Source organism: Bradyrhizobium sp. USDA 3364 (assembly GCF_054056355.1).
In genome coordinates this window covers 5,148,565-5,173,447 of sequence record NZ_JBSRYG010000002.1, presented here as the reverse complement: position 1 = coordinate 5,173,447, position 24,883 = coordinate 5,148,565, and the positions used below count along the sequence as shown (strand labels likewise).

Annotated in this window: 23 protein-coding genes and 2 pseudogenes; 10 read left to right on the top strand and 15 right to left on the bottom strand. The window is 65.3% G+C overall.

The features are described from left to right. Positions 1-92: 92 nt before the first annotated feature. The gene (locus ACVILL_RS24480; RefSeq protein ID WP_456731372.1) at positions 93-944 is read right to left on the bottom strand and encodes a DUF1194 domain-containing protein; all 852 of its coding nucleotides are present in this window, start codon (positions 942-944) and stop codon (positions 93-95) included. Positions 945-1,188: 244 nt separating this feature from the next. On the opposite strand from ACVILL_RS24480, the gene clpS reads away from it, so the two are divergent. Next, positions 1,189-1,494, top strand: a complete 306-nt coding sequence (clpS, locus tag ACVILL_RS24475) for an ATP-dependent Clp protease adapter ClpS (protein ID WP_456731371.1) — start codon at positions 1,189-1,191, stop codon at positions 1,492-1,494. 189 nt (positions 1,495-1,683) lie between these two features. After that, positions 1,684-2,349: a hypothetical protein gene (locus tag ACVILL_RS24470; RefSeq protein WP_456731370.1), complete on the top strand. Its 666-nt coding sequence runs from the start codon at positions 1,684-1,686 to the stop codon at positions 2,347-2,349. Here ACVILL_RS24470 and ACVILL_RS24465 read toward each other — a convergent pair. The 4 genes from ACVILL_RS24465 to ACVILL_RS24450 all read right to left on the bottom strand — a co-directional run bounded on the left by ACVILL_RS24465 (position 2,346) and on the right by ACVILL_RS24450 (position 6,331). Next, positions 2,346-3,233 (bottom strand): DMT family transporter, encoded by an 888-nt coding sequence (locus ACVILL_RS24465; protein WP_456731369.1) that lies wholly within the window; start codon positions 3,231-3,233, stop codon positions 2,346-2,348. The genes ACVILL_RS24470 and ACVILL_RS24465 overlap by 4 nt on opposite strands. Before the next feature lie 12 nt (positions 3,234-3,245). Continuing rightward, positions 3,246-4,439 (bottom strand): adenylate/guanylate cyclase domain-containing protein, encoded by a 1,194-nt coding sequence (locus tag ACVILL_RS24460; RefSeq protein WP_456731368.1) that lies wholly within the window; start codon positions 4,437-4,439, stop codon positions 3,246-3,248. 50 nt (positions 4,440-4,489) lie between these two features. Then, positions 4,490-5,578 carry a chorismate synthase gene (gene aroC, locus ACVILL_RS24455; RefSeq protein WP_456731367.1) on the bottom strand — a complete coding sequence of 363 codons (1,089 nt, stop codon included), beginning with the start codon at positions 5,576-5,578 and terminating at the stop codon, positions 4,490-4,492. Between the two features lie 153 nt (positions 5,579-5,731). Beyond that, complete coding sequence (locus ACVILL_RS24450; protein WP_456731366.1) at positions 5,732-6,331, bottom strand: histidine phosphatase family protein; 600 nt, start codon at positions 6,329-6,331, stop codon at positions 5,732-5,734. Positions 6,332-6,562: 231 nt separating this feature from the next. Here ACVILL_RS24450 and ACVILL_RS24445 point away from each other — a divergent pair, with 231 nt between their 5' ends. Then, a complete protein-coding gene (locus tag ACVILL_RS24445) occupies positions 6,563-7,051 on the top strand; it encodes a sigma-70 family RNA polymerase sigma factor (protein ID WP_456731365.1) in 489 nt (162 codons plus the stop codon). Positions 7,052-7,118: 67 nt separating this feature from the next. Further along, positions 7,119-7,883: an anti-sigma factor family protein gene (locus tag ACVILL_RS24440; RefSeq protein WP_456731364.1), complete on the top strand. Its 765-nt coding sequence runs from the start codon at positions 7,119-7,121 to the stop codon at positions 7,881-7,883. Between the two features lie 387 nt (positions 7,884-8,270). On the opposite strand, the gene ACVILL_RS24435 is transcribed toward ACVILL_RS24440, so the two are convergent. Both ACVILL_RS24435 and ACVILL_RS24430 read right to left on the bottom strand, forming a co-directional pair. After that, complete coding sequence (locus ACVILL_RS24435; RefSeq protein WP_456731363.1) at positions 8,271-9,233, bottom strand: DnaJ C-terminal domain-containing protein; 963 nt, start codon at positions 9,231-9,233, stop codon at positions 8,271-8,273. Positions 9,234-9,360: 127 nt separating this feature from the next. Further along, positions 9,361-9,771, bottom strand: a complete 411-nt coding sequence (locus ACVILL_RS24430) for an RT0821/Lpp0805 family surface protein (RefSeq protein ID WP_456731362.1) — start codon at positions 9,769-9,771, stop codon at positions 9,361-9,363. A 105-nt stretch (positions 9,772-9,876) separates the two neighbouring features. Between ACVILL_RS24430 and pdxH the strand changes: the two genes are divergently transcribed. Together pdxH and ACVILL_RS24420 are read left to right on the top strand one after the other, a co-directional pair. Beyond that, complete coding sequence (pdxH, locus tag ACVILL_RS24425) at positions 9,877-10,518, top strand: pyridoxamine 5'-phosphate oxidase (protein ID WP_456731361.1); 642 nt, start codon at positions 9,877-9,879, stop codon at positions 10,516-10,518. Between the two features lie 148 nt (positions 10,519-10,666). Further along, positions 10,667-11,419, top strand: coding sequence for an SDR family NAD(P)-dependent oxidoreductase (locus tag ACVILL_RS24420; protein WP_353699412.1), 753 nt, complete (start codon positions 10,667-10,669; stop codon positions 11,417-11,419). A 135-nt stretch (positions 11,420-11,554) separates the two neighbouring features. On the opposite strand, the gene ACVILL_RS24415 is transcribed toward ACVILL_RS24420, so the two are convergent. The 3 genes and pseudogenes from ACVILL_RS24415 to ACVILL_RS24405 form a co-directional block, all read right to left on the bottom strand. Beyond that, positions 11,555-11,779 carry a hypothetical protein gene (locus tag ACVILL_RS24415; protein WP_229198541.1) on the bottom strand — a complete coding sequence of 75 codons (225 nt, stop codon included), beginning with the start codon at positions 11,777-11,779 and terminating at the stop codon, positions 11,555-11,557. Between the two features lie 140 nt (positions 11,780-11,919). Beyond that, positions 11,920-12,898: pseudogene (locus ACVILL_RS24410) on the bottom strand (magnesium transporter CorA family protein). 77 nt (positions 12,899-12,975) lie between these two features. After that, positions 12,976-13,182 (bottom strand): hypothetical protein, encoded by a 207-nt coding sequence (locus tag ACVILL_RS24405; protein ID WP_456731360.1) that lies wholly within the window; start codon positions 13,180-13,182, stop codon positions 12,976-12,978. Between the two features lie 66 nt (positions 13,183-13,248). Here ACVILL_RS24405 and ACVILL_RS24400 point away from each other — a divergent pair, with 66 nt between their 5' ends. After that, positions 13,249-13,926, top strand: coding sequence for a L,D-transpeptidase (locus tag ACVILL_RS24400; protein WP_456731359.1), 678 nt, complete (start codon positions 13,249-13,251; stop codon positions 13,924-13,926). Positions 13,927-13,949: 23 nt separating this feature from the next. Here the strand turns inward: ACVILL_RS24400 and ACVILL_RS24395 are convergent, their stop codons facing one another. Next, positions 13,950-15,209: an extensin family protein gene (locus ACVILL_RS24395; RefSeq protein ID WP_456731358.1), complete on the bottom strand. Its 1,260-nt coding sequence runs from the start codon at positions 15,207-15,209 to the stop codon at positions 13,950-13,952. A gap of 76 nt (positions 15,210-15,285) precedes the next feature. Here ACVILL_RS24395 and ACVILL_RS24390 point away from each other — a divergent pair, with 76 nt between their 5' ends. Both ACVILL_RS24390 and ACVILL_RS24385 read left to right on the top strand, forming a co-directional pair. Further along, positions 15,286-16,914, top strand: a complete 1,629-nt coding sequence (locus ACVILL_RS24390; protein ID WP_456731357.1) for a fatty-acid--CoA ligase — start codon at positions 15,286-15,288, stop codon at positions 16,912-16,914. A 241-nt stretch (positions 16,915-17,155) separates the two neighbouring features. After that, on the top strand, positions 17,156-18,013 hold the full coding sequence (locus tag ACVILL_RS24385; RefSeq protein ID WP_456731356.1) for a DUF1499 domain-containing protein: 858 nt from the start codon (positions 17,156-17,158) through the stop codon (positions 18,011-18,013). Positions 18,014-18,142: 129 nt separating this feature from the next. Here the strand turns inward: ACVILL_RS24385 and ACVILL_RS24380 are convergent, their stop codons facing one another. The 3 genes from ACVILL_RS24380 to ribB form a co-directional block, all read right to left on the bottom strand. After that, entirely contained in the window at positions 18,143-19,060 is a 918-nt protein-coding gene (locus ACVILL_RS24380; protein ID WP_456731355.1) for an MBL fold metallo-hydrolase, read from the bottom strand. Between the two features lie 108 nt (positions 19,061-19,168). Then, positions 19,169-20,383, bottom strand: coding sequence for an acyl-CoA dehydrogenase (locus ACVILL_RS24375; protein WP_456731354.1), 1,215 nt, complete (start codon positions 20,381-20,383; stop codon positions 19,169-19,171). Positions 20,384-20,513: 130 nt separating this feature from the next. After that, on the bottom strand, positions 20,514-21,590 hold the full coding sequence (gene ribB / locus ACVILL_RS24370) for a 3,4-dihydroxy-2-butanone-4-phosphate synthase (protein ID WP_456731353.1): 1,077 nt from the start codon (positions 21,588-21,590) through the stop codon (positions 20,514-20,516). Positions 21,591-21,824: 234 nt separating this feature from the next. Between ribB and ACVILL_RS24365 the strand changes: the two are divergent. Further along, positions 21,825-22,937, top strand: a pseudogene (locus ACVILL_RS24365) (integrase core domain-containing protein); the annotation flags it as partial. A 188-nt stretch (positions 22,938-23,125) separates the two neighbouring features. Here the strand turns inward: ACVILL_RS24365 and ACVILL_RS24360 are convergent. Continuing rightward, complete coding sequence (locus ACVILL_RS24360; RefSeq protein ID WP_456731352.1) at positions 23,126-24,859, bottom strand: cation:proton antiporter domain-containing protein; 1,734 nt, start codon at positions 24,857-24,859, stop codon at positions 23,126-23,128. Positions 24,860-24,883: the final 24 nt, after the last annotated feature.

The following is a 24,883-nucleotide window of genomic DNA, read 5'->3' as shown; positions in this document are numbered from 1 at the left end:
GCCACCGAGCACGCGGCCGCATTGCGGACGCTGCGGATGCTGGAGAGTGAGTTACGGGAGATATCGGCAGACCTGCAAGACGGGTAGATGAGCTATCGCCCCCAGCGGTCCTGCCAGATCTTCTCGCCGATCATGCAATTGACCCGCGGTTCCTTCTCGGCGGTGCGCACGACCGGGCGCTCGGGGGTGCGGCCGGCGACTTCGAGCAGCAGCTTGGTGCGGATCGCCTCCTTGAACTTTTCGCGATCCTTGATCGTCACCACGAAGGAGCCGGGACCGCCGATCACGCAGTCTTCGTAGTAGTAGTCGAGATTCTCGATATCCATCGTCGAGTAGGACGGCTCCTTCACCATGATCGGCAGGCCGTTGATGACGATGCCCTTGTCGAGCGCCGCATCGCGCGCCGGCGTGATCGGCGTGCCGTTGTTGTTGGGGCCGTCGCCGGAAATATCGATCACGCGGCGCAGGCCGCGATGCGGATTCTCGTCGAACATCGGGATCGCGAAATAGATCGCGCCGGAGATCGAGGTGCGCGAGGCGCGGCGCACCGGCGTCTTCATGATCTCGGCCGAGACCGCATCGGCGGATTCAGGGCCGTCGATCACCCGCCAGGGAATGATGATCTTCTGATCGTTGGAGGCGGCCCATTCGAAATAGGTGATCGAGATCTTGCCGTTCGGGCCGGCCTTCAGCGCCTGCAGGAAATCCTTGGAGACGATCGCCTGCGCATAGCCCTCGCGTTGGATCGCGAGCTCGTCCATGTCCATCGAATAGGAGACGTCGACCGCGATGATCAACTCGATGTCGACGCTCGGTGTGGATTCCTTTTCGGCGACGCGATTGCCGGGCTGAGTTCCCGGGCCGGGCGCGGCAACACCGGCCACATCGCCGCTGGCCAGCATGCCCGCGACAAGCACCGCTCCGATCGAGACATACCAGCGCATTGCGGCCCTCCCGTCGTGTGCTGTCATGGTGACACGCAAATCAGGCGGCGAAAAGCGCAGATATCATCTGTCCTTCACATTCGAGTTAGAGGCCTGCAAACCAGTCGCTCTTGCAGGTGAGAACTCACCGCCTCGGATGCGGCAACACGCGCCGTGCCGTTGCCGCAATGACGCCGTGCAAATCGAACGGTTCCAAGGCGCGGCGGAAGACGGTATTCTTACGGAGCAATCGCGAGGGAGTGCGATGCCCGATACCGTCGTCAAGCCGAGAACCAGCACGAAGACCAAGGTCGAGCGGCCACGCCTGCACAAGGTGATCCTGGTCAACGACGACTACACGCCGCGCGAATTCGTCGTCACCGTGCTGAAGGGCGAATTCCGTATGACCGACGACCAGGCCTACAAGGTGATGCTGACCGCGCATCAGCGCGGCGTCTGCGTCGTCGCCGTCTTCACCAGGGACGTCGCCGAGACCAAGGCGACGCGCGCCACCGATGCCGGCCGCGCCAAGGGCTACCCGCTGCTATTCACCACCGAGCCCGAGGAATAGCATGCCAGCGCCAGATTGCCGCAGGCCTTGCCGCGCATTTTATCGATCGCAGCCACCGCTGCTTTAGGGATCGCATGGCACGTACGCGGCATGTCCGTCGCACTGCGCCAACAACTTTCTCTGCGGAAAACCCGACCGGAAACCTCGTTCGGTCCGTTCCGCCCCCTGCCCGCTTTGCCGTGGCTCGTCATGGCGACGGCGATACGGATCGTCGGCTTCGGCAAGCCCGGCCTGATTGTGCCCGCGCTGGTGCTGGCCGACGTCTGCGTGCTGCTCGCCTTCTTTGCGACGGCACGGGGTTCGATCCGGGCTGCCGGGGGCCAATCATCGCTCGGCGAATTGACGCTGGCCGAGCAGATCAGGCTGTCCCTGTCGATCCTGTGGCGGATCGTGCTTGTGATCATCATCGCGACACTCGCCACCGCCGCGATCGGCTTCGCCTCGTTTGCGCCGCACCTGCTATGGGGCCTCGACGGCATGGCGTTCGATCAGGGCGCCGATCTCGGCCGGTTCTGGAGTGCTGCGATCGCGGCCCTGGTGCTGATGATCATCGTCAACGCGGAGGGCAATGGCGGCCGCGTCGCGCTGTTTGCCGCCGTCAGGGACCTTGGCCGGCACGCGCTGTGGCTTGGCGCCGCGGTGCTCGTGCTCGGCGCGATCAACGTTGCGCTCGGTTACGGGCAGCAGCTTGTGCGCACCGCGATCTGGCAATTCTGGCAGACATCGATGGTGGGCCAGCCGGTCAAGAACCTGGTCTACGTCGTCTTCATCTTCAGCTTCGCGATGCTGAGGCTGTGGATCACGCTGTCGATCCTGACCTTCGGCCTAAAGCAGTCTTACGCGCGCGGCAGCTAGCGTTCCGCCGGCCGCGCGAATTGCGCGCGCTGGCTGACCACGATGTCGGCGACGACCGCCCCCATCACCAGCGCGCCGCCGATCAGGGCGCGCAGTGACGGCACCTCGGCAAACGCCAGCCAGACCCAGAACGGCATTAGCGGCGTTTCGAGCGTGGCGATCAGCGACGCCTGCGCCGACGGCAGCAATCTGGAGCCGACGGTGAACAAGGTGAGCCCGAGCCCCACTTGGCATGCCCCGAACAGCGCGAGCACGCCGAGATCGGCGCCGCTGACCGCGCCGATCGCCTGCCCGAGCGGCAGGCTGATGACGCTGCCAAGAAAGTTCGAGAGCGCCGCGGCCGCGATCATCGGCGTGCCCCTGTGCCGGCGGATCACCACCGTCATCAGCGAAATCGCCAGCACCATCACGCAGGCAAGGCCGATGCCCCGGTAATCCATGCTGCCGCCGGCGCCGCTGACGGTGATAGCCACACCCGCCAGCGCGACCAGGCTCGCCAGCAACGTGCCGGGCCGCGCCCGCTCGCTGAGCCAAAGCCAAGCGATCGCGGCCGCCGCAAACGGCTGCATCGCGATGATCACGGCGACATTGGCGACGCTGGTCAGTTGCAGCGCCGGAATGAACGTCACCATGCCGAAGGTCGAGAGCGCCGCCACCAGCCAGCCGCTCGGCGGCATCATCACGAGATCGCGCATGCCGCGACGGCCCTGCATGGCGACCAGGAACAGCGCGATCGCGCCGCCGCCGAACAGCCCGCGCCAGAACAGGATGGTCCAGGAATCGAAGTGCAGCAGCCGGGTGAAGAACGGTGCGGTGCTCCAGGCCGCCGCAGCCGCCACGACCAGCGCAATCCCCTTGCGGTGCTGCGCGTCCGTGTCAGTCACGTCGCACCGATGCTAGCTCGCAGCTGCGACCGGCGCCTCGTCGAACAGGCCGTAGACCCGTTCGGCCTTGGCAAACCCCGCGATCGGAAACTCGCCGAGATCGCTCCAGCCGCCGTCATGGATGCCGGCGAAGCGCTCGGAGGCGACGACCGTGCGGCCGAGACGGCCGGCGATCTTCTCCAGCCGCGCGGCGAGATTGACCGCCGGACCGATGCAGGTGAAGTCGAGCCGGTTGCCGCCGCCGATATTGCCGTAGAGTACGCGCCCGAGATGCAGCGCGACGCCGAAGCGGAAGCGTTCGACAGCATCGCCATTGGGGAATTGCAGCGCCTCTACCCCGGCGCGCGATGCCCGCGCCGCCTCCAGCACCCGCGCGCAGACCTGCACCTCGTCGCCAAGATATTCGTCGACCGGGAACACCGCGAGCAGGCCGTCGCCCATGAATTTGAGCACCTCGCCGCCATGGTCGCGGATCGCGGTGACCTGGCAATCGAAATAGAGGTTCAGGATCTCCACCACGGTCTCGGCCGGCAAGCGGTCCGACAGCGCGGTGAAGCCGCGCAGGTCCGACAGCCAGATCGCGGCATCCATCGTATCGGCGTGACCGCGCCGGATCTGGCCGCCCATGATACGTTCGCCAGCACGGTTGCCGACATAGGTGTCGAGCAGCAGCGTGGCCGTGCGACGCAGCGTGATGATCTCGATGTACCGTGCCAGCGGCACGGTGATCGAGCGGATCGCATCCAGCTGCTCGTCAGTGAAGCCGCCCGGCTGCCTGGTGGTCCAGCTCGAGGCATTGACGAGGCCGTCGGTATAGACCAGAGGCACGGCAATATAATCGGTGACGCCCTCCGCCTGCAGGTCCACGACGATCGGAAAGCGCTTGCTGGCGGGGTCGTCGAGCCGCGCACGCACTTCAACGCCCTGCTTGAAGACGATCGAAAGCGGACTGACCGCATATTCCGGCGTGTCCAGGATATTGTGATCGACGGTCCCGGTTTCGACCTCGGCGCCGGGCTTCCAGAAGAAATGCCGGCCGTAGATCTCGGGATGCAGCGTCCGCACGAAGACGCCGATGCGCCACAACGGGAGGCCGGCCCGCACCAGGCGTTCGCAGCATTCGGCCATCATCTGCGGCGGGGTCGGCGCCGACCGCGCGCCGCCGATCATCCATTCGATGATGTCCCGAAGCTCCGACGCGTTCATGGCATTCCCCAGGCGAGCACCCGATCCGGTGACCACCACTATATAGGGGATCAGCGCCCGGTCTGCCCGCGGTCGCGCAGAAAATGATCGGCCAACACGCAGGCCATCATGGCCTCGCCGACCGGCACCGCCCGGATGCCGACGCAGGGGTCGTGGCGGCCCTTGGTCAGGATGTCGGTATCGGCGCCCTTGCGGTCGACGGTGCGGCGCGTGGTCAGGATCGAGGAGGTCGGCTTGACGGCAAAGCGTACCACAACCGGCTGGCCGGTCGAGATGCCGCCCAGCACACCGCCTGCATGGTTGGACAGGAAACGCGTCCCGTTGTTGCCGGTCCGCATCTCGTCGGCATTCTCTTCGCCCGACAGTTCGGCGGCGCCGAAGCCGGCACCGATCTCGACGCCCTTGACCGCATTGATGCTCATCATCGCCGCCGCCAGATCACTGTCGAGTTTTGCGTAGATCGGCGCGCCGAGTCCGGCCGGCACGCCCTCGGCGACAACCTCGATGACGGCGCCGATCGAGGAGCCGCTCTTCCGGATGCCGTCGAGATAGCTTTCGAAGAACGCCGCCTTGTCCTTGTCGGGACAGAAGAACGGGTTGTTGGCGATCTCGTCCCAGTCCCACTTCTCGCGGTCGATCTTGTGCGGGCCCATCTGCACCAGCGCGCCGCGCACCTTCACTTCGGGCAGCACCTTGCGCGCGATCGCGCCGGCCGCGACGCGGGTCGCGGTCTCGCGCGCCGACGAGCGCCCGCCGCCGCGATAGTCGCGCAGGCCGTATTTCGCCTCATAGGTGAAGTCGGCGTGGCCGGGACGGTACTTGTCCTTGATCTCGGAATAATCCTTCGAACGCTGGTCGGTGTTCTCGATCAGCAGCGCGATCGGCGTGCCGGTTGTGACCTGCACCCCGCTTTCCGGATGCGCCATCACGCCGGACAGGATCTTCACCGCGTCCGGCTCCTGGCGCTGGGTGGTGAAGCGCGACTGGCCGGGCCGGCGGCGGTCGAGATCGTGCTGGATCTCCTCCACCGTCAGGGGGATCATCGGCGGGCAGCCGTCCACCACGCAGCCGATCGCGACCCCATGGCTCTCGCCGAAGGTCGTGACGCGGAACATATGGCCGAAAGTATTGAAGGACATGGCGTGTCGTAACGCGGGCGGGCTGCGGGGTCAAACTTCAAGCCAGTCATTCCGGGGCGATGCGAAGCATCGAGCCGCAATTCGCAATTGCGAATTGTGGAATCTCGAGATTCCGGGCTCGGTGCTGCGGACCGCCCCGGAATGACGGAGTGCTTAACTATACGTCTGCAGGCCCGCGGCGCTGAACACGTAGACCGCGCCCTGCTCGATCGTGAGGTCGGCGGCCGAGGCCGGGGTCTCGAAGCCAAGCGCCACCATCAGCGCCCGCGCCGTGCCGCCATGGGCGACGACGACGGTGTCCGACGTCACCGAATGGTACCAGTCGGTCATCCGCGCCTGCACGTCGACATAGCTCTCGCCGCCCTCCGGCGACACCGTCCATTTCTCGGCGAGGCGCCGGGCATAGACGGCGGGGTCGGAAGCCTGCGCCTGCGCCAGGGTCGAGCCCTCCCACGTCCCATAGCCGATCTCGCGCAGCCGCGCGTCAAGGCCGTAGTCGTCCGGCGCAAGGCAGAGCTCGGCGCGCACCAGCTCCATGGTCGCGCGCGCTCGGATCAGCGGGCTTGCGACGAACGGCAGCGTCGTCTTGTCACGGCCGTCGAGCGCCAGCAGACCGGCGAGGACGCGGCCGGCATGCGCCGCCTGCGCGCGGCCGCGCTCGTTGAGAGCGATGTCCTGCACGCCCTGCAGCCGGCCTTCGGCGTTCCACGGGGTTTCGCCGTGGCGGATGTAGTAGATCGTCGGCACCGGCATTCCCGTAACGGCTGGTCCCTGCTGAGCGAGATCACGGGCGCCTGATATCAAGGCTTCCACGCTTCGAATTTTTCGGCTCGGAGGTACACCAGCGCTTTGGCCCGCGACAAGCCCAAATCGGCCGCAGCTGAGGCGGTATGCGTGCAGGTGGATGCAACCGGAATAGCCACGGCGCTAGGGTGTTATGCTTGATAAGGCGGCTAGCGCCGGGACCATCGAAGACTGGGATGCATGACCGCGTTTCGTCAAAGTGTCGAAGCCATGATTCCGGCGCTCCGCCGCTATGCGCGCGCGCTGGTGCGTGACACGGATATCGCCGACGATCTGGTGCAGGACACGCTGGTGCGGGCGCTGCGCTCGGAACGGTTGTTTCTCGGCGGCGACGTCAGGAGCTGGCTCTATACGATCCTGACCAATCTGAACAAGAACCGGCGGCGTTCGCTGGCGCGGCGGCCGACCTTCATGCCGCTGCTCGACAACAATGCCGACGCCAGCGGCACCGAGGCCGAGGGACGCGACATCGAGCGCGCGCTGTCGACGCTGGTCGAGGAGCAACGCTCGGTGCTGCTGCTCGTGATGCTGGAGGGCATGAGCTACCGGGAGGTCGCCGACATCCAGGGCGTGCCGATCGGCACCGTGATGTCCCGCCTCGCCCGCGCGCGCGCCCATGTGCGGGCATCGATCGAGGGCCAGCGCCCGGCGTTGCGGCGGGTGAAATGATAATCTGCACGACCACAGGCATTACGCATGAGCTATTTTCGAACAAGATTTGGCAGAGACGACTGATATGACCGACCCGAACATCCCCGTCACCGAAGACGAGCTGCACGCTTACGTCGACAACGAGCTGCCGGCCGAACGCCGTGGCGATGTCGAGGCGTGGCTCGCCACGCATCCCGACGACGCGGCCCGGGTGCAGTCATGGCGCGCGATGGCCGAGATGCTGCATGCGCGCTACGACACCGTGCTGGACGAGGCGGTGCCGAAGCGGCTCGAGCTCGAGCGGCTTGTTCGCCAGCCGCGCCGCTGGATCTATGGTGCGGTGGCAGCAACGCTGGTGGCCTTCATGGCCGGGGGCGGCGTCGGCTGGATGGCGCGCGGCGCCACGGCTACGCCGTCGACCTTTCAGAGCTTCACGCTCGATGCGCTCGATGCGCACCGCCTCTACGTGGTCGAGGTCCGCCATCCGGTCGAGGTGCCCGGCAGCGAGCGCGACCATCTGCAGCAATGGCTGACCAAGCGCTGCGGCTGGGATGTCCGCGCGCCGGAGCTCACCGGGCTGAAGCTGGTCGGCGGCCGCCTGTTGCCGGGGCCGAGCGGGCCGGCGTCGTTCCTGATGTATGAGAGCACGTCCGGCGAGCGCTTCACGGTCTACACCGCCAAGGCGAAGACCGAGGTGACCCAGATGCGTTATGCCGCGCAGGGCAGCGACGGCGCGCTGTTCTGGGCCGATCGCGGCGTCGCCTATGTCGTCAGCGGCGGCACCGACCGCACGCGCCTGACCCAGGTCGCGCAAGCCGTCTACGATCAGATGGAGAAGAGCGGCGGCTGATCTCCCGTAATTTTACGGAAGATCGCGCCGCGGGATTGTGCCGTTTCGAGTAAGTGAATCCGGCCTCACCCGGCGTCCCAATTCCGACATTGAAAACTTCGATTCGCGTCATCGACGCGTCTCATTATCGCACCGGATGCTCACGCGAAGATGATCTGCGCCCGATCCGCCGATCGGCGCACGCGGCCTCGATTGGGGTTTTGTGTACCGCGCTGGTCCCCCTCTCGAGGCCGCACTCTCTTTCCGCCATCCGGTCTGCACGCCGCAGATCCGGAGTTCGGACGGCCGGTCATCCTTTGACGCGCTCACGGCGCGGCGTCTACCCCGATAGAGTCCGGGGTAGTTGCAGTTTCGCGTCTTCGCGTCTCTGGGGCGCGCTCTCGGCGGTCAGCCGAGATCGCTTCGCGGATTATAGGGGTTACGCTCCCGCCACGTCTGCATCAATGCCTCAAGCTCGGCATCGTTCCCGTCGGGGAGGATGATGCGGGTCGTGACATAGAGGTCGCCGACGGCGCCCGGCTTCGACAGCCCCTTGCCCTTGAGGCGGAAGGTACGGCCGCTCGAGGTGTTCTTCGGGATCGACAGTTCGACCGCGCTGCCGAGCGTCGGCACGCGGACCTTGCCGCCCAGCACGGCCTCGTAGAGGGTGATGGGCAGATCGATCCGGAGATCGTTGCCGTCGACCTTGAAGAACGGATGCGGCGCGATCGAGATCGTGATCAGGAGGTCGCCGGGCGGATGGCCTTGCGCGGTCTCGCCCTGCCCTTTCAGCCGGATCTGCTGGCCCGCGGCGACGCCGGGCGGAATCTTGACGTTGAGCTCGCGGCCGGTCGGCAGGCGGACGCGCTTGTCGCCGCCCCTGACCGATTCCTCCAGCGACACAGTCATGGCGACCGAAAGATCGAGGTCGACGCCGACCCCGCCGCCGTCGAATTCAAACGGGCTGGCGCGCCCGGCGCGGGCGCCACCGCCGCCACGCGCGGCGTTGCCGAACATGCTGTTGAGGATGTCCTCGAAGCTGCCGCCGCCCATGCCGCCGCTGGGGCCGGAGCGGAAGCTGTACTCGAAGCCACCCGGGCCGGCCCGGCCGCCGGCGCTGCCGCCGCCGGGGAAGCCCTGGAAACGCGGCTTGCCGTCGGCATCGATCTCGCCGCGGTCGAACTGCTTGCGCTTGTCCTCATCGCCGACGATCTCGTTGGCCGAATTGATCTCCGCAAAGCGGGCGGCCGCCTTCGGGTCGTTCTTGTTGTTGTCCGGGTGATGCTTCTTGGCGAGCTTGCGATAGGCGCTCTTGATCGTCGCAGCGCTGGCGCTCCGCTGCACCCCCAAGACCTCATAGGGGTCGCGCATCCGTCACGTCTCCTTCACGGGAAAAAGTCAGTCCTGACTGGGAACCCATCCGGGCCCACCTTGCCTCTCATCTGGGGGCTCAGTGGCATTTTTGCAACTCGGCCGGTACCAGCTTCTGCCGGAACTCTCAGGACTTTCTCCAAGGCTTCAAACTATGAATTTCCCAGCGTCCCTGTCCAGCCTTGCAGGCGGCCCCCTGCAGCCAGCTCTCGGTGGCTCCGTTGACGTAGCTGGCGAGGAAATCCCGGCACGTCTTGCCGTCCTCGCCGGCGTAGGATTGGGCCAGCGGCGTCACCGAGCCGCGCGCGCCGGTCTCGGGGTTTTCCCAGGGCTGGCTGGAATCCTTGTCGCCCTTGGTCAGCACGTCGGAGGCGGCGTTGCGGGCGAAGGCGAGATCGCTGTCGGTCGGCACCAATGCGTTGATCCGGGTCGGGCTGAGCGAGCCCGTCACATCCCTGTCGTCCATCCTGGCGAAGGCATCGGTGCGCGACAGGCTGCAGCCGCTTGCGCCGACGCCGATCAGGACCAATGTCACCACCGCGCCCGCGGGGTGGATCGCCGATAGGCCAACGCGCCCCCATGCCCTATATAGGGCCAGTAGCGCGTTCTCGGACGCGGGCGGATGCAAATCGGGACTCCTGACATGACCGACACGACCTCCATCAAACACCCGACACCGTTAACATCGGGTGATTTCACTGCGGCGGAGGAGCCGTTCGCCCTGTTCGCGGAATGGTTTGCGGAGGCGGTGAAGTCCGAGCCGAACGATCCGAACGCGATGGCGCTCGCAACGGTCGATGCCGACGGACTGCCCGACGTGCGGATGGTGCTGATGAAGGGCTTCGATGCCGACGGCTTCGTATTCTACAGCCACACAGCAAGCGCCAAGGGCCGCGAATTGGCCGCAAATCCTAAGGCCGCTTTACTCTTCCACTGGAAATCGCTGCGCCGTCAGGTTCGCATCCGCGGACCGGTGACGCCGGTGACGGATGCCGAGGCCGACGCCTATTTCGCCACTAGGCCGAAGCAGGCGCAGATCGGCGCCTGGGCCAGCAAGCAGTCGCAGCCGCTGGAGAGCCGCTTCGCCTTCGAGCAGGCGATCGCCAAGGTCGGCGCGAAATACGTCATCGGCGAGGTGCCGCGTCCGCCGGGCTGGAGCGGCTGGCGGATCACGCCGCAGCGCCTCGAATTCTGGCACGACCGCCCGTTCCGCCTGCACGACCGCATCGAATTCCGCCGCGATAGCGCCGGCAGCGCCTGGTCGAAGGTGCGGCTCTATCCCTGAAAAATGGCGACCGTCACGGCCGGGTGAAACTGCGAAGCGCGTCTTCGTGTAAGATGACCCCGGCCGTCGACGTCTTGATCCCCAAATCGTTCGAAGACGTGGATGCCCGGCACGCCGCCGCGCATGGCGAAAACGAAAGAAACCGTCGATGACCCGCCCATCCAATGCGCCGCGGCGCACGCTGCTCCTGACCGGCGCGAGCCGCGGCATCGGCCATGCCACCGCGATCCGGTTCTCGTCCGCCGGTTGGCGCGTCATCACGCTCTCGCGGCATGCGTTTCCCGAGGTCTGCCCCTGGGGTGCCGGGCCGGAAGACCACATCGAGGTCGATCTCGGCAGCCATGACGACACCGTGCGTGCGATCTCGGAGATCCGCAGGCGGCTGGATAACGACGAACTGCACGCGCTGGTCAACAATGCCGCGATCTCGCCGAAGGCAGTGGGCGGCGGCCGGCTCGGCACCATGGACACCGACATCGAGACCTGGACCCACGTCTTCCACGTCAACTTCTTCGCACCGATCATGATCGCGCGCGGCCTGATCGAGGAGCTGAAGCACGCCAAGGGCGCGGTGGTGAACGTCACCTCGATCGCGGGCTCCCGCGTGCATCCGTTCGCGGGCGCTGCCTATGCCACGTCGAAGGCGGCACTTGCGGCGCTGACGCGCGAGATGGCATCGGACTTCGGCCGCGTCGGCGTTCGCGTCAACGCGATCGCGCCGGGCGAGATCGATACCTCGATCCTGTCGCCGGGCACCGAGAAGATCGTCGACCAGCAGATCCCGATGCACCGCCTCGGCACCCCGGACGAGGTCGCCAAGATCATCTACGTGCTGTGCACCGAAACCAGTTCCTACGTGAATGGCGCCGAGATCCACATCAATGGTGGCCAGCACGTCTGAGCTTTGGCTTGGATGTGACTTCGGGGGAGAGAGGTTCGAGGCGATCCCGGCCGCCGCCGCGGCCGTACTCTCGGGATTGCTTCGATGGCAGGCGTAACGACGCAAACGAGGCTTCTGCCTCCGAGGCTTCAGCCTCTAGTCGGCGTAAAACCGGCGTGACTTCTTCTTCTCAGGCTGCCGCAGCGCGACGTCATTCAACGCGCTGGAGCATTCGTCTTCGTCCTCGCCATCAAGCAGCGCAGCGTCACAGTAGCGGCAAAGTCTCGGCGAGATCGCCTGCACCTTGCCTGCTGCGCGGTCCTGTTGATAGCGCGCAAAGTCGATGACGTTACGCCGTGGCGTTATGATCTTCTCAACCATTGCTGTCCTCCGGCTTCGAGGCGGGCGTTATCGCAGACAAGTTTCGCCCAAACGTTCAGCGCAACGCTCAAATTTTAGCAGAGGAAATAAGGCAGTTGCCCGAATCCCAAAATGCGACGCGTGCCTCGAAAAAACAGACCTTACAGCCACTTCTTCCACTTGAAGATCCAGTACGGAACAAACAGCCGCGATCAGCATCATCACCAGCGCCAGCGGATAGCCGTGCACCCATTCGAGTTCCGGCATCACCTTGAAATTCATGCCGTAGATCGACGCAATCAGCGTAGGCGGCATCAGCACCACGGCCATGACCGAGAACAGCTTGATGATGTTGTTCTGTTCCAGGTTGACCACGCCGAGCATGGCGTCGAGCACGAACGTGATCTTGCTGGAGAGATAGGAGGCGTGATCCGTCAGTGAGGCCACGTCACGCTGCATGGTCTTGAGCTGCTCGCGCATGTCCTTGGACCATTTCACGCCTTCCACGATCGCGGAGAGGAAGGTGACGAGGCGTCCGATCGAGACCAGGCTTTCACGCACCTTGGAGGTGAGGTCGCCCTTGCGGCCGATCGCGATCAGGATCTGCGAGTATTGCTTGGCATGGCCGTGGCGCTCGCTCTCCGGCTCGAAGATGTCGTGGGACACCTGGTCGATATCGGCCCCGCAACGCTCCAGGAGGTCGGCGCAACGGTCGATCACGGCGTCCAGCAGTTCCATCAGCACCTGCTCGCCGGTGATGGAGGGAGCACAGGCGCGGGCCAGCTTGTTCTCGACCAGCGCGAACGGCTTCGGCAGGTCGTAGCGCACTGTAACCAGACGATGGCTGGTCAGGATGAAGGTGACCGCCGTGGTGCGCGGCATGTCGGTGTCGGACTGGCACATCAGCGTCGCGGTCATGTAGCGCGCGCTGTTCTCGATATAGAGGCGGCTGGAGATCTCGATCTCCTGCATGTCTTCCCGGGTCGGAACCGCGATCCCCGCCAGCTTCTCGACGGCCCGGTCCTCCTCCACGGTCGGATTCACCAGATCAACCCAGACAGCGCCCTCGGGCAGCGCGTTGAGGTCGGTTGCGGCGGCCTTCTTGAGGGAAAACTCGGACGGAACGAACACCGACAGCATCACGAACTCCACGAAACAGGGGCTGGCAGGACCCGCCGACTTAGCGCGATTCTGGGTGGCGCTTCATGACCGGGGCATTAACCGAGCGTCCACATTTGTGGCAGCCAGGTGGCGATGAAGGTGCGGCGACGCGGCTTCGACTCGGTGACCGTTGCCTGTTTGCACAAAAACCGGCCCCACGCCAGAACAGTTGCGGCAAAAAAGCCACAGATAACGTCCCGCGATGCGGGAAAGCCATCTAAAGTCTGGGAAGAACGGCAGGTTTCAGCAATAATGCCACTCATGGAATCGTGGCGTTTGGGGCGTAATGTTGGCGCTTTCGGGCGCGGATTTTCGATTGGAATGTAATCATGTCGTCGCTCAAAGTTACCCTCGGGATCCTGACCGCGGGCCTGATGTTGTCGGGCTGCATGCAGGCCACGACCTACGAGGCAACCAATACCGCAGCTTTCAAGCCACGTGACAAGGAACTCCTGGCCAAGACCACCTATGTCAAGACCCCGGTCGCCGAACCGTTCCGCCGCGCGATCGTCGAGTATCACCGCAAGGAATCCCCCGGTTCCATCGTGGTCGATTCCGACAACCACTACCTCTATTACGTGCTGAACGACGGCAAGGCGATCCGCTACGGCATCACCGTCGGCGAGGAAGCCATGGCCTGGTCCGGCATTGCCAAGGTCGGCAGCATGACCGAATGGCCGGCCTGGCATCCGACGCCCGGCGAAATCTCGCGCCTCGGCGTTCCGACCTTCGTGGCACCCGGCCCGGACAATCCGATGGGCTCGCGCGCGATGTATCTCTACTCCGGCGGCAAAGACACGCTGTTCCGCATCCACGGCACCAACCAGCCGGAATACATCGGTTCGTCGATCTCCTCGGGCTGCATCCGCATGACCAACGAGGACGTCATCGACCTCTACAACCGCGTCAAGCTCGGCACCATCGTCGTGGTGCTGGAGCCGAAGCATGGCGACTCGCCCTACAAGCCGCAGATGGCCCTGCAGGGCGGCGGCAACGTCCCCTACTGATCCTGATCACGTCGCAATCGCGATCAAAGGCGCCGGCTTTGCCGGCGCTTTTTTGTTGGCTGCGGTTTGCTCTGAACGCTGTTGTCGGGTGCGGCCGCATCGTGTGACTGCGCTGCGTCCGGCTTGCCGTCGCCAGCCTTGTCATGATCCGCCTTGCCATGTTGCGCCTTGCCATGTTCCGCGTTGGGGGCATCGGCCTTGCCGCCCTCGGATTTGGCGGCGACCTCGCGCGGCGGGGCCTCTTCGGGGCGCCCGGCCGGCATGAGCGGCGCGACCTGCGGCAGCGGGTCGTACACGTTCCACTGGCAGATCCGGTAATTGCTGCGACGCTCGATCAGGTCGAGATGGACATGGTCCTCGTGGTACCAGTCCGAGCCCGGGCCGAGCACGGTGGAGAATCGGGCGCAGGCCGAATGCAGCACGGTCTCGCGCAAGCTCCGCGGCACGCTGCGGTCGGTCAGCGAGATCGATTTGCCGTTGGCGAAACCGAAGGCGCGCACGTCGAGCGCATTGGCGCGGCCATGCTCGGACAGTTGCGCGCCAGCGACGCGATTGCGGCCGCGGCACTCGAACGAGTCGACATTGTCGAGGTTGCTGATCCCGCCCCCGAGGTTCAGCGCCAGCGGCGCGATATCGGTGCGGATCCAGTCCGCGACCGCAGCCGCCATCTTGCAGCGAAGGATTGCCGCGGGCTTGACCGCGACCTTGCGCTTGTCGCGCAGCACGATGGCCTCGAGCCGCACCAGATCCTCACCGCCACAGCCTCCGGCGCCGTGGATATCGGGAATGCTCGGTGCGATCGCGATCTCCTCGGTAAGCGCCTGCCGGCAGGCCGAGAGCTGCGGCTTGGGCGGCTCGGCCGGCTTGGCTGCTTCGGCAGGCTTGTCGGTAGGCTTGGCCGTCTCGCCGGGCCTCGCAGCCTCGGCAGGCGCGGCCGGAGGCTGCGTCTTGGCCGCGGGTGGCTCGGGCTCTTTAGCCGGCGGCGCCTCTGCTGCCGGCGGCACCTCTCGTGCTGGCGGTGCCTCGATTGCTGGCGGCGCCTCGGCCGGGCGCGGCTTCGGCAGCGGCACAGCCGAGCGGCGAACCGCCTTGTGCGCCCTGTGCGGCCGGATGCCGAACAAATCATCCCACGGAAAGCTCGGCACGCCGCGGGCAGCCTGCGCGGGCCAGGCTTGCATGCCAAGGCAAAGCAACGCCGCGGCAGCGGTAACCATTGCCGCGCCCCCGCGACGAAACGCGCCAACAGGCCATTTTCGGCTTGCTTTCTCCGCGCTACAGTTCATGTCAGTTCCATGATTTTACTGTCGGCCGTCCAAGATGCCGGCAGATCATGCGTGAGGATCGAGGAGGGATTTGCGTATGCTTGGTTTGATGCAAGATTGGCCCTTGCTGTGCCACAAGATTATTGAGCACGCCGCCAAATATCACGGCACGCAGGAAGTCGTGACGCGGTCGGTCGAAGGTCCGATTCATCGCACCACCTACGCCCAGATTCATGCCCGCGCTCTGAAGGTCTCGCAGAGCCTGGAGCGCGACGGCATCAAACTCGGCGACCGCGTCGCCACTATCGCCTGGAACACCTGGCGCCACCTCGAGGTCTGGTACGGCATCATGGGGATCGGCGCGATCTGCCATACGGTTAATCCACGGCTGTTTCCGGAACAGATCGCCTGGATCGTCAACCACGCCCAGGACCGCATCGTCATCACCGACCTCACCTTCGTTCCGGTGCTGGAGAAGATCGCGAGCCAGTTGCCGAGCGTCGAGCGCTACGTGGTGCTGACCGACAAGGCGCACATGCCGCAGACCACGCTGAAGAACGCGGTCGCCTATGAGGACTGGATCGCGGCATCCGACGGCAAGTTCGAGTGGAAGACCTTCGACGAGAACACCGCGGCGGCGATGTGCTACACCTCCGGCACGACAGGCGATCCCAAGGGTGTACTCTATTCGCACCGCTCCAACGTGTTGCACGCGCTGATGGCCAACTCGAAGGACGCGCTCGGCACCTCCGCCTCGGACACAATGCTTCCGGTGGTCCCGTTGTTCCATGCCAACAGCTGGGGCATCGCGTTCTCCGCACCGTCGATGGGCACCAAGCTCGTGATGCCGGGCCCGAAGCTCGACGGCGCGTCCGTCTACGAACTGCTGTCGACCGAGAAGGTCACCCATACCGCGGGTGTTCCGACGGTGTGGCTGATGCTGCTGCAATACATGGCCGCCAACAGCGTCACGCTGCCGGATCTGCAGATGGTGATCTGCGGGGGGTCGGCGATGCCGCGTTCGATGATCAAGGCGTTCCTCGACATGGGCAGCCAGGTGCGCCACGCCTGGGGCATGACCGAGATGAGCCCGCTCGGCACGCTGGCGACGGTGAAGCCGCCGTTCACCGAACTCACCGGCGAGGAGCGGCTCGATATCCTGCAGACCCAGGGTTACCCGCCGTTCGGCGTTGAGATGAAGATCACCGACGATGCCGGCAAGGAGCTGCCGTGGGACGGCAAGACCTTCGGCCGTCTCAAGGTCTCCGGCCCCGCGATCGCCAAGGCCTATTTCCGCGTCGATGCCAACATCCTCGACGATGCCGGCTATTTCGACACCGGCGACGTCTCGACGATGGACGAGCACGGCTACATGCGGATCACCGACCGCTCCAAGGACGTGATCAAGTCCGGCGGCGAATGGATCTCCTCGATCGATCTCGAGAACCTCGCGGTCGGCCATCCGGCGGTGGCGGAAGCCGCCGTGATCGGCGTCCATCACCCCAAATGGGACGAACGGCCGCTCCTGATCGTGCAGCTCAAGCAGGGCGAGAACGCCACGCGCGAGGACATCCTGAAGTTCATGGACGGCAAGATCGCCAAATGGTGGATGCCGGATGACGTCGCCTTCGTCGACGGCATTCCCCACACCGCGACCGGCAAGATCCTGAAAACGGCGCTGCGCGACCAGTTCAAGGACTACACCTTCCCGACCGCGGCGGCGTGACGCTTCACCCTCTCCCCCTGTGGGAGAGGGCGCTCGCAAAGCGAGCGCGGGTGAGGGGTTCTCTCCGCGGAGACAGCCCCCTCATCCGTCGCGGACTGCGTCCGCGCCACCTTCTCCCGCAAGGGGAGAAGGGAAGAAGGCACCCAAATCCCTTGAATTCGCCGCAGGTCCGTGGTCTCACACGACCAGTAGCGGCGGCTGAGGTCGCCCGGGGACATCTCAACCGGTAGATTTTTCGACGATGGCGCGCAGGTTTTCCGCTCCCTACCAGCAGGAGCCCGTGTCCGGTCTCGCCACCTGGTCGCGCAACCTCGCCATCTTTTCCGTCGTCGCGGTGGTGGTCTCGATCCTCATCGTCCGCTTCGGGTTCCTCGAGGTCAAACCGGCGCTGGCGACATTCTTCGGCGCGCTGGGCCTGGCCGGCCTATCGATCCTGCTCGGCCTCGCCGCGTTCGCCGCGATCTGGCAGAACGGCACCCGCGGCATGGGCCGGATCCTGCTCGCGCTCCTGATCGACGCTGCGATCCTCGCCTACCCGGCCTATCTCATCTACCAGTACCGCAAGCTGCCGCGGATCTACGACGTCACGACCGACGCGATCGACCCGCCGAAATTCGAGGCGCTGGCGCGGCTGCGCACCGGTGAAGGCACCAACCCGGCCGCCTATGCCGGCCTCTATTCGGCCGAGAAGCAGCGCGCGGCCTACCCCGATATCGAAACCGTCGAGCTCGAGGTCCCGGTCGACCGGGCCTATGAGATGACCTTGCGGCTGGTGAACCGGCGCAAATGGCTCGTCATTGACGCGCGCGCGCCGCAGCCACCGCGCCGGATCGGCCGCATCGAGGCGGTCGCGCGCACGCCGATCATGGGCTTGCGCGAGGACGTCTCGATCCGGGTCACGCCCGACGACGAGGATTCGCGCGTCGATATCCGCTCGGCGTCGCGCTATTTCGACACCGATCTCGGCAGCAACGCCGCGCGGGTCAAGAAGCTGATCGAGGACCTCAACGCCGCCGCCGAAAACGACAATTCCAAGCCGGCGAAGAAGGCGGCCCCGGTCGCGCCCAAGGCGCCGCCGGCGAAGACGGTGAAGAAGTAGCTCGTCATTCCGGGGGCGCGCGCAGCGCAAACCTGGAATCCATTTCGCCGCAAAGCTTGTGGCCCGGTGGATTCCGGGTTCGTGCTTCGCACTCCCCCAAGTGCGCAATTGCGCACCTGGGAATGACGGCTAGGCCATCCTGTACGTGCCGCCGATCACCGGATCGCCGTCGGTCGCCACGACGCCGCGCGCGACCAGATCCTCCAGATGCGCCAGCACCGAATAGCCGGCAGCTCCGGCAAGCCGCGGATCGAGCCCGATATAGATCGCCCGCACCATGGTCGGGATATCGGCCTCGCCCTTGCCGAGGCGATGCAGGATCGAGGCCTCGCGGGCCCGGCGATGCCGCGCCAGGAAGCGAACATAGCGCGGGCCCTCCGGAATCTCCGGGCCGTGGCCGGAGAAATAGAGCTGCTCGGGCCGCTGCTCCAGCCGCTCCAGCGAGGCCATGTAATCGATCATCGAACCGTCGGGCGGCGCCACGATCGAGGTCGACCAGCCCATCACGTGGTCGCCGACGAAATTGATGCTGCGCTCGGCCCAGGCGAACGCCAGATGGTTGGCGGTGTGGCCAGGGGTGGCGACCGCCTCCAGCGCGAAGCCCGCGCCCTCGATGACATCGCCGTGCTTGACCTCGATGTCGGGCCGGAAATCGCGGTCGGCTCCGGATTCCGGATTGTGCTTCTCGCTCTCGAAGCGCGGGCGCGAGGCGCGGTGCGGCCCCTCGGCATAAACGGGTGCCCCGGTCGCAGCCTTGATCCGCGGCGTGTTCGGCGAATGGTCGCGATGGGTATGGGTGACCAGGATGTGGGTCACGGTCTCGCCGTTGACCGCTTCGAGCAGCGCCCTGGCGTGCGCCTCGTCGTCGGGACCGGGATCGATGATCGCGACCTTGCCCTGCCCCACGATGTAGCTGACCGTGCCGGTGAAGGTGAACGGGCTCGGATTGTTGCAGAGCACGCGGCGGACGCCGGGGCGGACCTGCTCGACCACGCCGGGCTTCAGCGGAAAATCGCGGTTGAACGGGATGTCGTCGTTGTCGGCCATTTGGATTTCACTCCGACGTCATTCCGGGGCGGCCCGACAGGGCCGAACCCGGAACCTCGAGATTCCGGGTTCGCGCTCACGCGCGCCCCGGAATGGCTGTGAGAGGATTTACGAGAACGCCTGGATGCCGGTGATCGCGCGGCCGAGGATCAGCGCGTGGACGTCGTGCGTGCCCTCATAGGTGTTCACCGTCTCGAGGTTCGCGGCATGGCGCATCACGTGATACTCGATCTGGATGCCGTTGCCGCCGTGCATGTCGCGCGCCATGCGGGCGATGTCGAGCGACTTGCCGCAATTGTTGCGCTTGACGATCGAGATCATCTCGGGTGCCATCTTGCCCTCGTCCATCAGGCGGCCGACGCGCAACGAGGCCTGCAGGCCGAGCGCGATCTCGGTCTCCATGTCGGCGAGCTTCTTCTGCACCAGCTGGGTGGCGGCGAGCGGCCGGTTGAACTGCTTGCGGTCGAGCGTGTACTGCCGCGCCCGGTGCATGCAGTCCTCGGCGGCGCCGAGTGCACCCCAGGAGATGCCGTAACGGGCGCGGTTAAGGCAGCCGAACGGGCCCTTGAGGCCGGAGACGTTGGGCAGCAGCGCGCTTTCCGGCACCACCACATTGTCGAGCACGATCTCGCCGGTGATCGAGGCACGCAGCGAGAGCTTGCCGCCGACCTTCGGCGCCGACAGGCCCTTCATGCCCTTCTCGAGGATGAAGCCGCGGATCTGGTTGTCATGCGCGGCGGACTTGGCCCACACCACGAACACGTCGGCGATCGGCGCGTTCGAGATCCACATCTTGGCGCCGTTCAGCTTGTAGCCGTCGGCGACCTTCTCGGCGCGGGTCTTCATGCCGCCGGGATCGGAACCGGCGTCGGGCTCGGTCAGGCCGAAACAGCCGACCCATTCGCCGGTCGCGAGCTTGGGCAGATATTTCTTGCGCTGGTTCTCGTCGCCATAGGCGTAGATCGGATACATCACCAGCGACGACTGCACCGAGTTCATCGAGCGATAACCGCTGTCGACGCGCTCGATCTCGCGCGCGACGAGGCCATAGGCCACGTAGCTCGCGTTGGCGCAGCCATACTCCTCGGGCAGCGTCACGCCGATCAGGCCGAGCTCACCCATCTCGTTGAAGATCTCGCGATCGGTCTTCTCTTCCAGATAGGCCTTGGTGACCCGCGGCAACAGCTTGTCCTGCGCATAGGCTCGCGCCGTGTCGCGGATCAGACGCTCGTCTTCGGTGAGCTGGTCGTCGAGCAGGAACGGATCATCCCACTGGAAGCTGGCGGCAGCCGGCTTGTCCTTGGACTGGGGGCGCACGCTCATGAAACATCCTTTCGCATCGTCACTCGGAAATTGGCGGATAAATTAAAGCGCTATGCTGCGAAGCGCAATTGAATTGGGCGTAGGCCATGACCGGGGCGATGCGCGCGCATCGCGACCGGAATGACCCGCGTCAGCCGTCGAACTTCTCGTTCGACACGATCTCGATGCCGAAACCGGACAAACCCTTGTAGTCGTGCACCGACGAGGTGAGGTGCCGGATCGAGGTGATGCCGAGATCGCGCAGGATCTGCGCGCCGACGCCGACTTCGCGCCACTGCTTGTTGCGATCGGCCTCCGCCGACTTCTGCTCGCTCACCGGCTGGACCGGAACACCGGCGGCGCCGTCGCGCAGATATACCAGCACGCCGCGGCCGGCATCCTTGAAATGCCGCAGCACGGCTTCCATGCGCGCCGGCCCGGTGAAGAGGTCCTTGACGATGTTGGGCTTGTGCAGCCGGGTCAGCACGTCCCGGCCGTCGCCGATGCCGTTGTAGACGAAGGCGGCGTGCATGATCTCGTCGAAAGGCGAGCGATAGGCATAGCCCTGCAGCGGACCGATCGGGCTTTCGGTGGTGAAGGTCGCGACCCGCTCGATCAGCTTCTCGCGCGCCTGCCGATAGGCGATCATATCGGCGATCGTGACGTGCTTGAGCTTGTGGGCGGCGGCGAATTTCGCGACCTGCTCGCCCTTCATCACGGTTCCATCGTCGTTCATCAGCTCGCTGATGACGCCGACCGGCGGCAGGCCCGAGAGCCGGCACAGATCGACCGCGGCCTCGGTATGGCCGGAGCGCAAGAGCACGCCGCCGTCACGCGCGATCAGCGGGAAGATGTGGCCGGGACGCGCGAAATCATTGGCGCCTGCATTGGGATTGGCGAGCGCGCGGCAGCAGGAGGCGCGTTCCTCGGCCGAGATGCCGGTGCCGCCATCGGGCTTGTAGTCGATCGAGACGGTGAAGGCCGTGGTGTGGTTGGACTCGTTGTGCGCCACCATCGGGTCGAGCCGCAGCCGGCGGGCGTCGTCGGTGGTGATCGGCGCGCAGACGATGCCGGAGGTGTGGCGGATGATGAAGGCCATCTTTTCCGCCGTGCAGAACGACGCCGCGACGATCAAATCGCCCTCGCCTTCCCGATCGTCATCGTCGGTGACGACGACGAGTTCACCCTTCGCAAAGGCTTGCAGCACTTCCTGGATCGTATCGGCCATTGTCCTGACATCTCGCTATATGCAGGCAGTGGATTAGCCGGGTTCCGATGTCAGCGCCAGTATCATTATGCAACCCGCCATGCGTCCGGCAGGCACCGACCGGCAGGCATACCAGGCGCTTCACCTCTCCCTTTGGGAGAGATAAGAGAAAGGGTCCTAACCGGCTACATGGGTAACAGAATAGACCGGCGACATGGGTAACAGGTCAACTGATCGGCGAGGAGGGCCTTGCCGATGGGATGGACGGAGACCTGTGCAGTGGAAGAACGGATGCGATTTGTGGTGGCGGTGGAGAAGCACGAGGAATCATTTGCGGCGGTGTGCCGGCGGTTCGGGGTGAGCCGCCGTGTGGGGTACAAATGGCTTACGCGTTTTGAGCAGGAAGGCGCCGGTGGGCTGTTCAACCGGTCGCGGGCTCGGCTGCATCATCCGCAGAGCATAGCCGAGGGGATCGCCGAGCGTTGCCTTGAGGTGCGTCGGGCGCATCCGACCTGGGGGCCGATCAAGGTGCGCGCCTTTCTTGAACGGAAGTCACCGCGGACGGCATGGCCTGCGGCGAGCACGATCGGGGAACTGTTCGACCGCGAAGGACTGACGGTGAAGCGCAAGCTGCGCCGGCGCGGGCCGCCCTCGAACATGCCGTTTGCGACGTGCGCGGCGGCCAATGATGTGTGGTGCATCGACTTCAAGGGCTGGTTCCTGACCGGCGACGGCAAGCGATGCGAGCCGCTGACGATCACCGACGCGTACAGCCGCTATCTGCTGCGCTGCCAGGCTCTGGCGCGCACCGACACGGATCATGTCTGGCCGGTGCTCGATGCGGCGTTCCGCGAGTTTGGGTTGCCGCACTACATGCGTTCGGATAACGGCTCGCCGTTTGCCTCGCGTGGTGCCGGTGGGTTGTCGCGGCTGTCGGTCAACCTGATCAAGGCCGGCGTGACGCCGGAGCGCATTGCGCCGGGCAAACCTCAGCAGAATGGCCGCCATGAGCGGATGCATCTGACGCTGTTGCAGGACACCGCCAATCCGCCGGCTCCCACCATGCGCGAGCAGCTCAAGCGCCTCCGCAACTTCCAGCATCTCTACAATGAGGAGCGTCCGCACCAGTCGCTCGATAACGCTACGCCAGCCGACCGTTACCAGGCCTCCTCACGCCGCTTCGACGGTGTCTTGCGCAAGCCGGAATACGATGACCAGGACGTCCGCTCGGTCCGGCACAACGGAGAGATCAAGTGGCTCGGCAACACGATCTACATCAGCGAAGCGCTGATCGGCGAACCCGTCGGCCTGGCCGAGGATCAGGACGGTTGGATCGTCAGCTATGGCCCGATCGAGCTCGGCACGATCGCTCATCGTGGGGACCAGCTTCGCAAGCCCAAACGAACGACAAAAGGCTGTGGACTTGAGGACAACGCTCCGCGTTGCCCTCAGGGTCCACAGCCTCAACAACAACAGACCTGAACGAAACGAGAATTGTGTTACCCATGTCGTCGGGTTGAAGTGTTACCTAAGTCGCCGGTTGCTCAAAAGTTCGGCTACGGCAGCACCTCGCGCCGATCGGCGAGCTGGGTGTCCAGCTCGGCGCGCTTGTCGTCGAGCAGGCCGGCATCGGCGGCCTCGATCACCGAATAGAGTTCGCCGGCGTCGCTGAGCCGGGTCACCGTCACGTAATTGGCGCCGGCGGCGTAGAGATCGTCGACGCCGGACAGCAGGTCCGCGGTGGCGACGATCTGCGCGTCCGGATTGAGGGCGCGGACGTGGCGCACCAGTTTCTCGTTGTCGGCGCCGACCAGCAGGAAATCCGGCACACTGAGGATGATGATCTCGGCCTTGCCGATCCCGGCATGGACCAGGGTATCGACATTGCTGATGTCGCCGTAGATCACGTGCATGCCGCGGTCGGACAGCGTGCGGAACACCAGCGGATTGAAGTCGATGACGCTGATCTGCTCGAGCAGCGACTGGTTCTGCCGCTCGATCTGGCTGACCAGCGCGCTCGCCGCGCGGAAAAAGCCGAGGATGACGATGCGCCGGATTTCACCATGCCCGCCCTCGTGCCCTGCCTCTCCGTGACCCTGGCCTTCGTGGTCGAGGTCGTGCAGCCCGATCCGCTTCAACGGGCCGATCAGGCCGCGCACGATCTGATCGCTGCGGCCCATCGCGAAGGTCGAGAGCACCGCCAGCACCACGAAGGCGAACGAGGCCGCGCTCGCGGTCTCGGTGGCGATATGGTTGGCGGCGACGCCGGTCTGGATCACCACCAGCGAGAACTCGGAGATCTGCGCCAGGTTGATGGCCGGCAGCAGGCTGGCGCGCAGGCCCTGCTTCATCAAATAGAGCGGCGTGAAGGTCGTGACCAGGCGGCTCGCCACCGTGAAGGCCGCGATCACGAGCGCAAGCCAGATCACCGAGAGACCCGGGATCGGGATCGTCATGCCGAGCGCGACGAAGAACAGCGTGATGAAGAAATCCCGGAGCGTCGTGACCTTGGCGGTGACATCGAGCGCGTAGGGAAAGGTCGAGATCGAGACGCCGGCGACCAGCGAGCCCATCTCGCGCGACAGATGCAGCCGCTCGGCGATCTCGCCGATCAGGAAGCACCAGGCGAGCGCGCCGAGCAGCACGAGCTCGGGCCGGCGCGCGATCTGGTGGAACAGCCGCGGCAGCACGTAACGGCTCAGCACCAGCGCGGTCGCGACCAATGCGGCGACGCGGGCGACCGACAGCAGCACCACGCCGATCTGCAGATTGTCCAGGCTCGGCTGCACCGCCAGGAACAGGATCGCGAAGATGTCCTGCAGCACCAGCACGCCGAGCGTGATGCGGCCCGGCAGCGTATCCAGCTCGCGCTTCTCGTAGAGTACCTTGACGATGATGACGGTCGAGGACAGTGCGCAGGCGACGCAGAGATAGACCGCGTCGAACTTGCCGCCACCGATCGCAAGCCCGATCCCCGCAAAGAACGCCACGCCGATCAGGCAGCCGCCGATCAGCTCGCCGGCGCCGGCAAACAGGATGACCTTGCCGGCGCGGATGATCTTCTTGAGGTCGATCTCCAGCCCGATCATGAACAGCATGAAGATCAGCCCGAGCTCGGAGATGACGCTGATCGACTCCTGGGACTTGACCCAGCCCATGCCGAATGGACCAATGAAAAAGCCGGCGATAAGGTAGGCCAGTATCAGTGGTTGTCGGGAGAAATGGGCGAGCAGCCCGAGCCCCCAGGCAAACAGGATACAGAGCGTGATATCACCGACTAGTTCATGCATGCGTCAAAGACTTCCTGTTGCCGC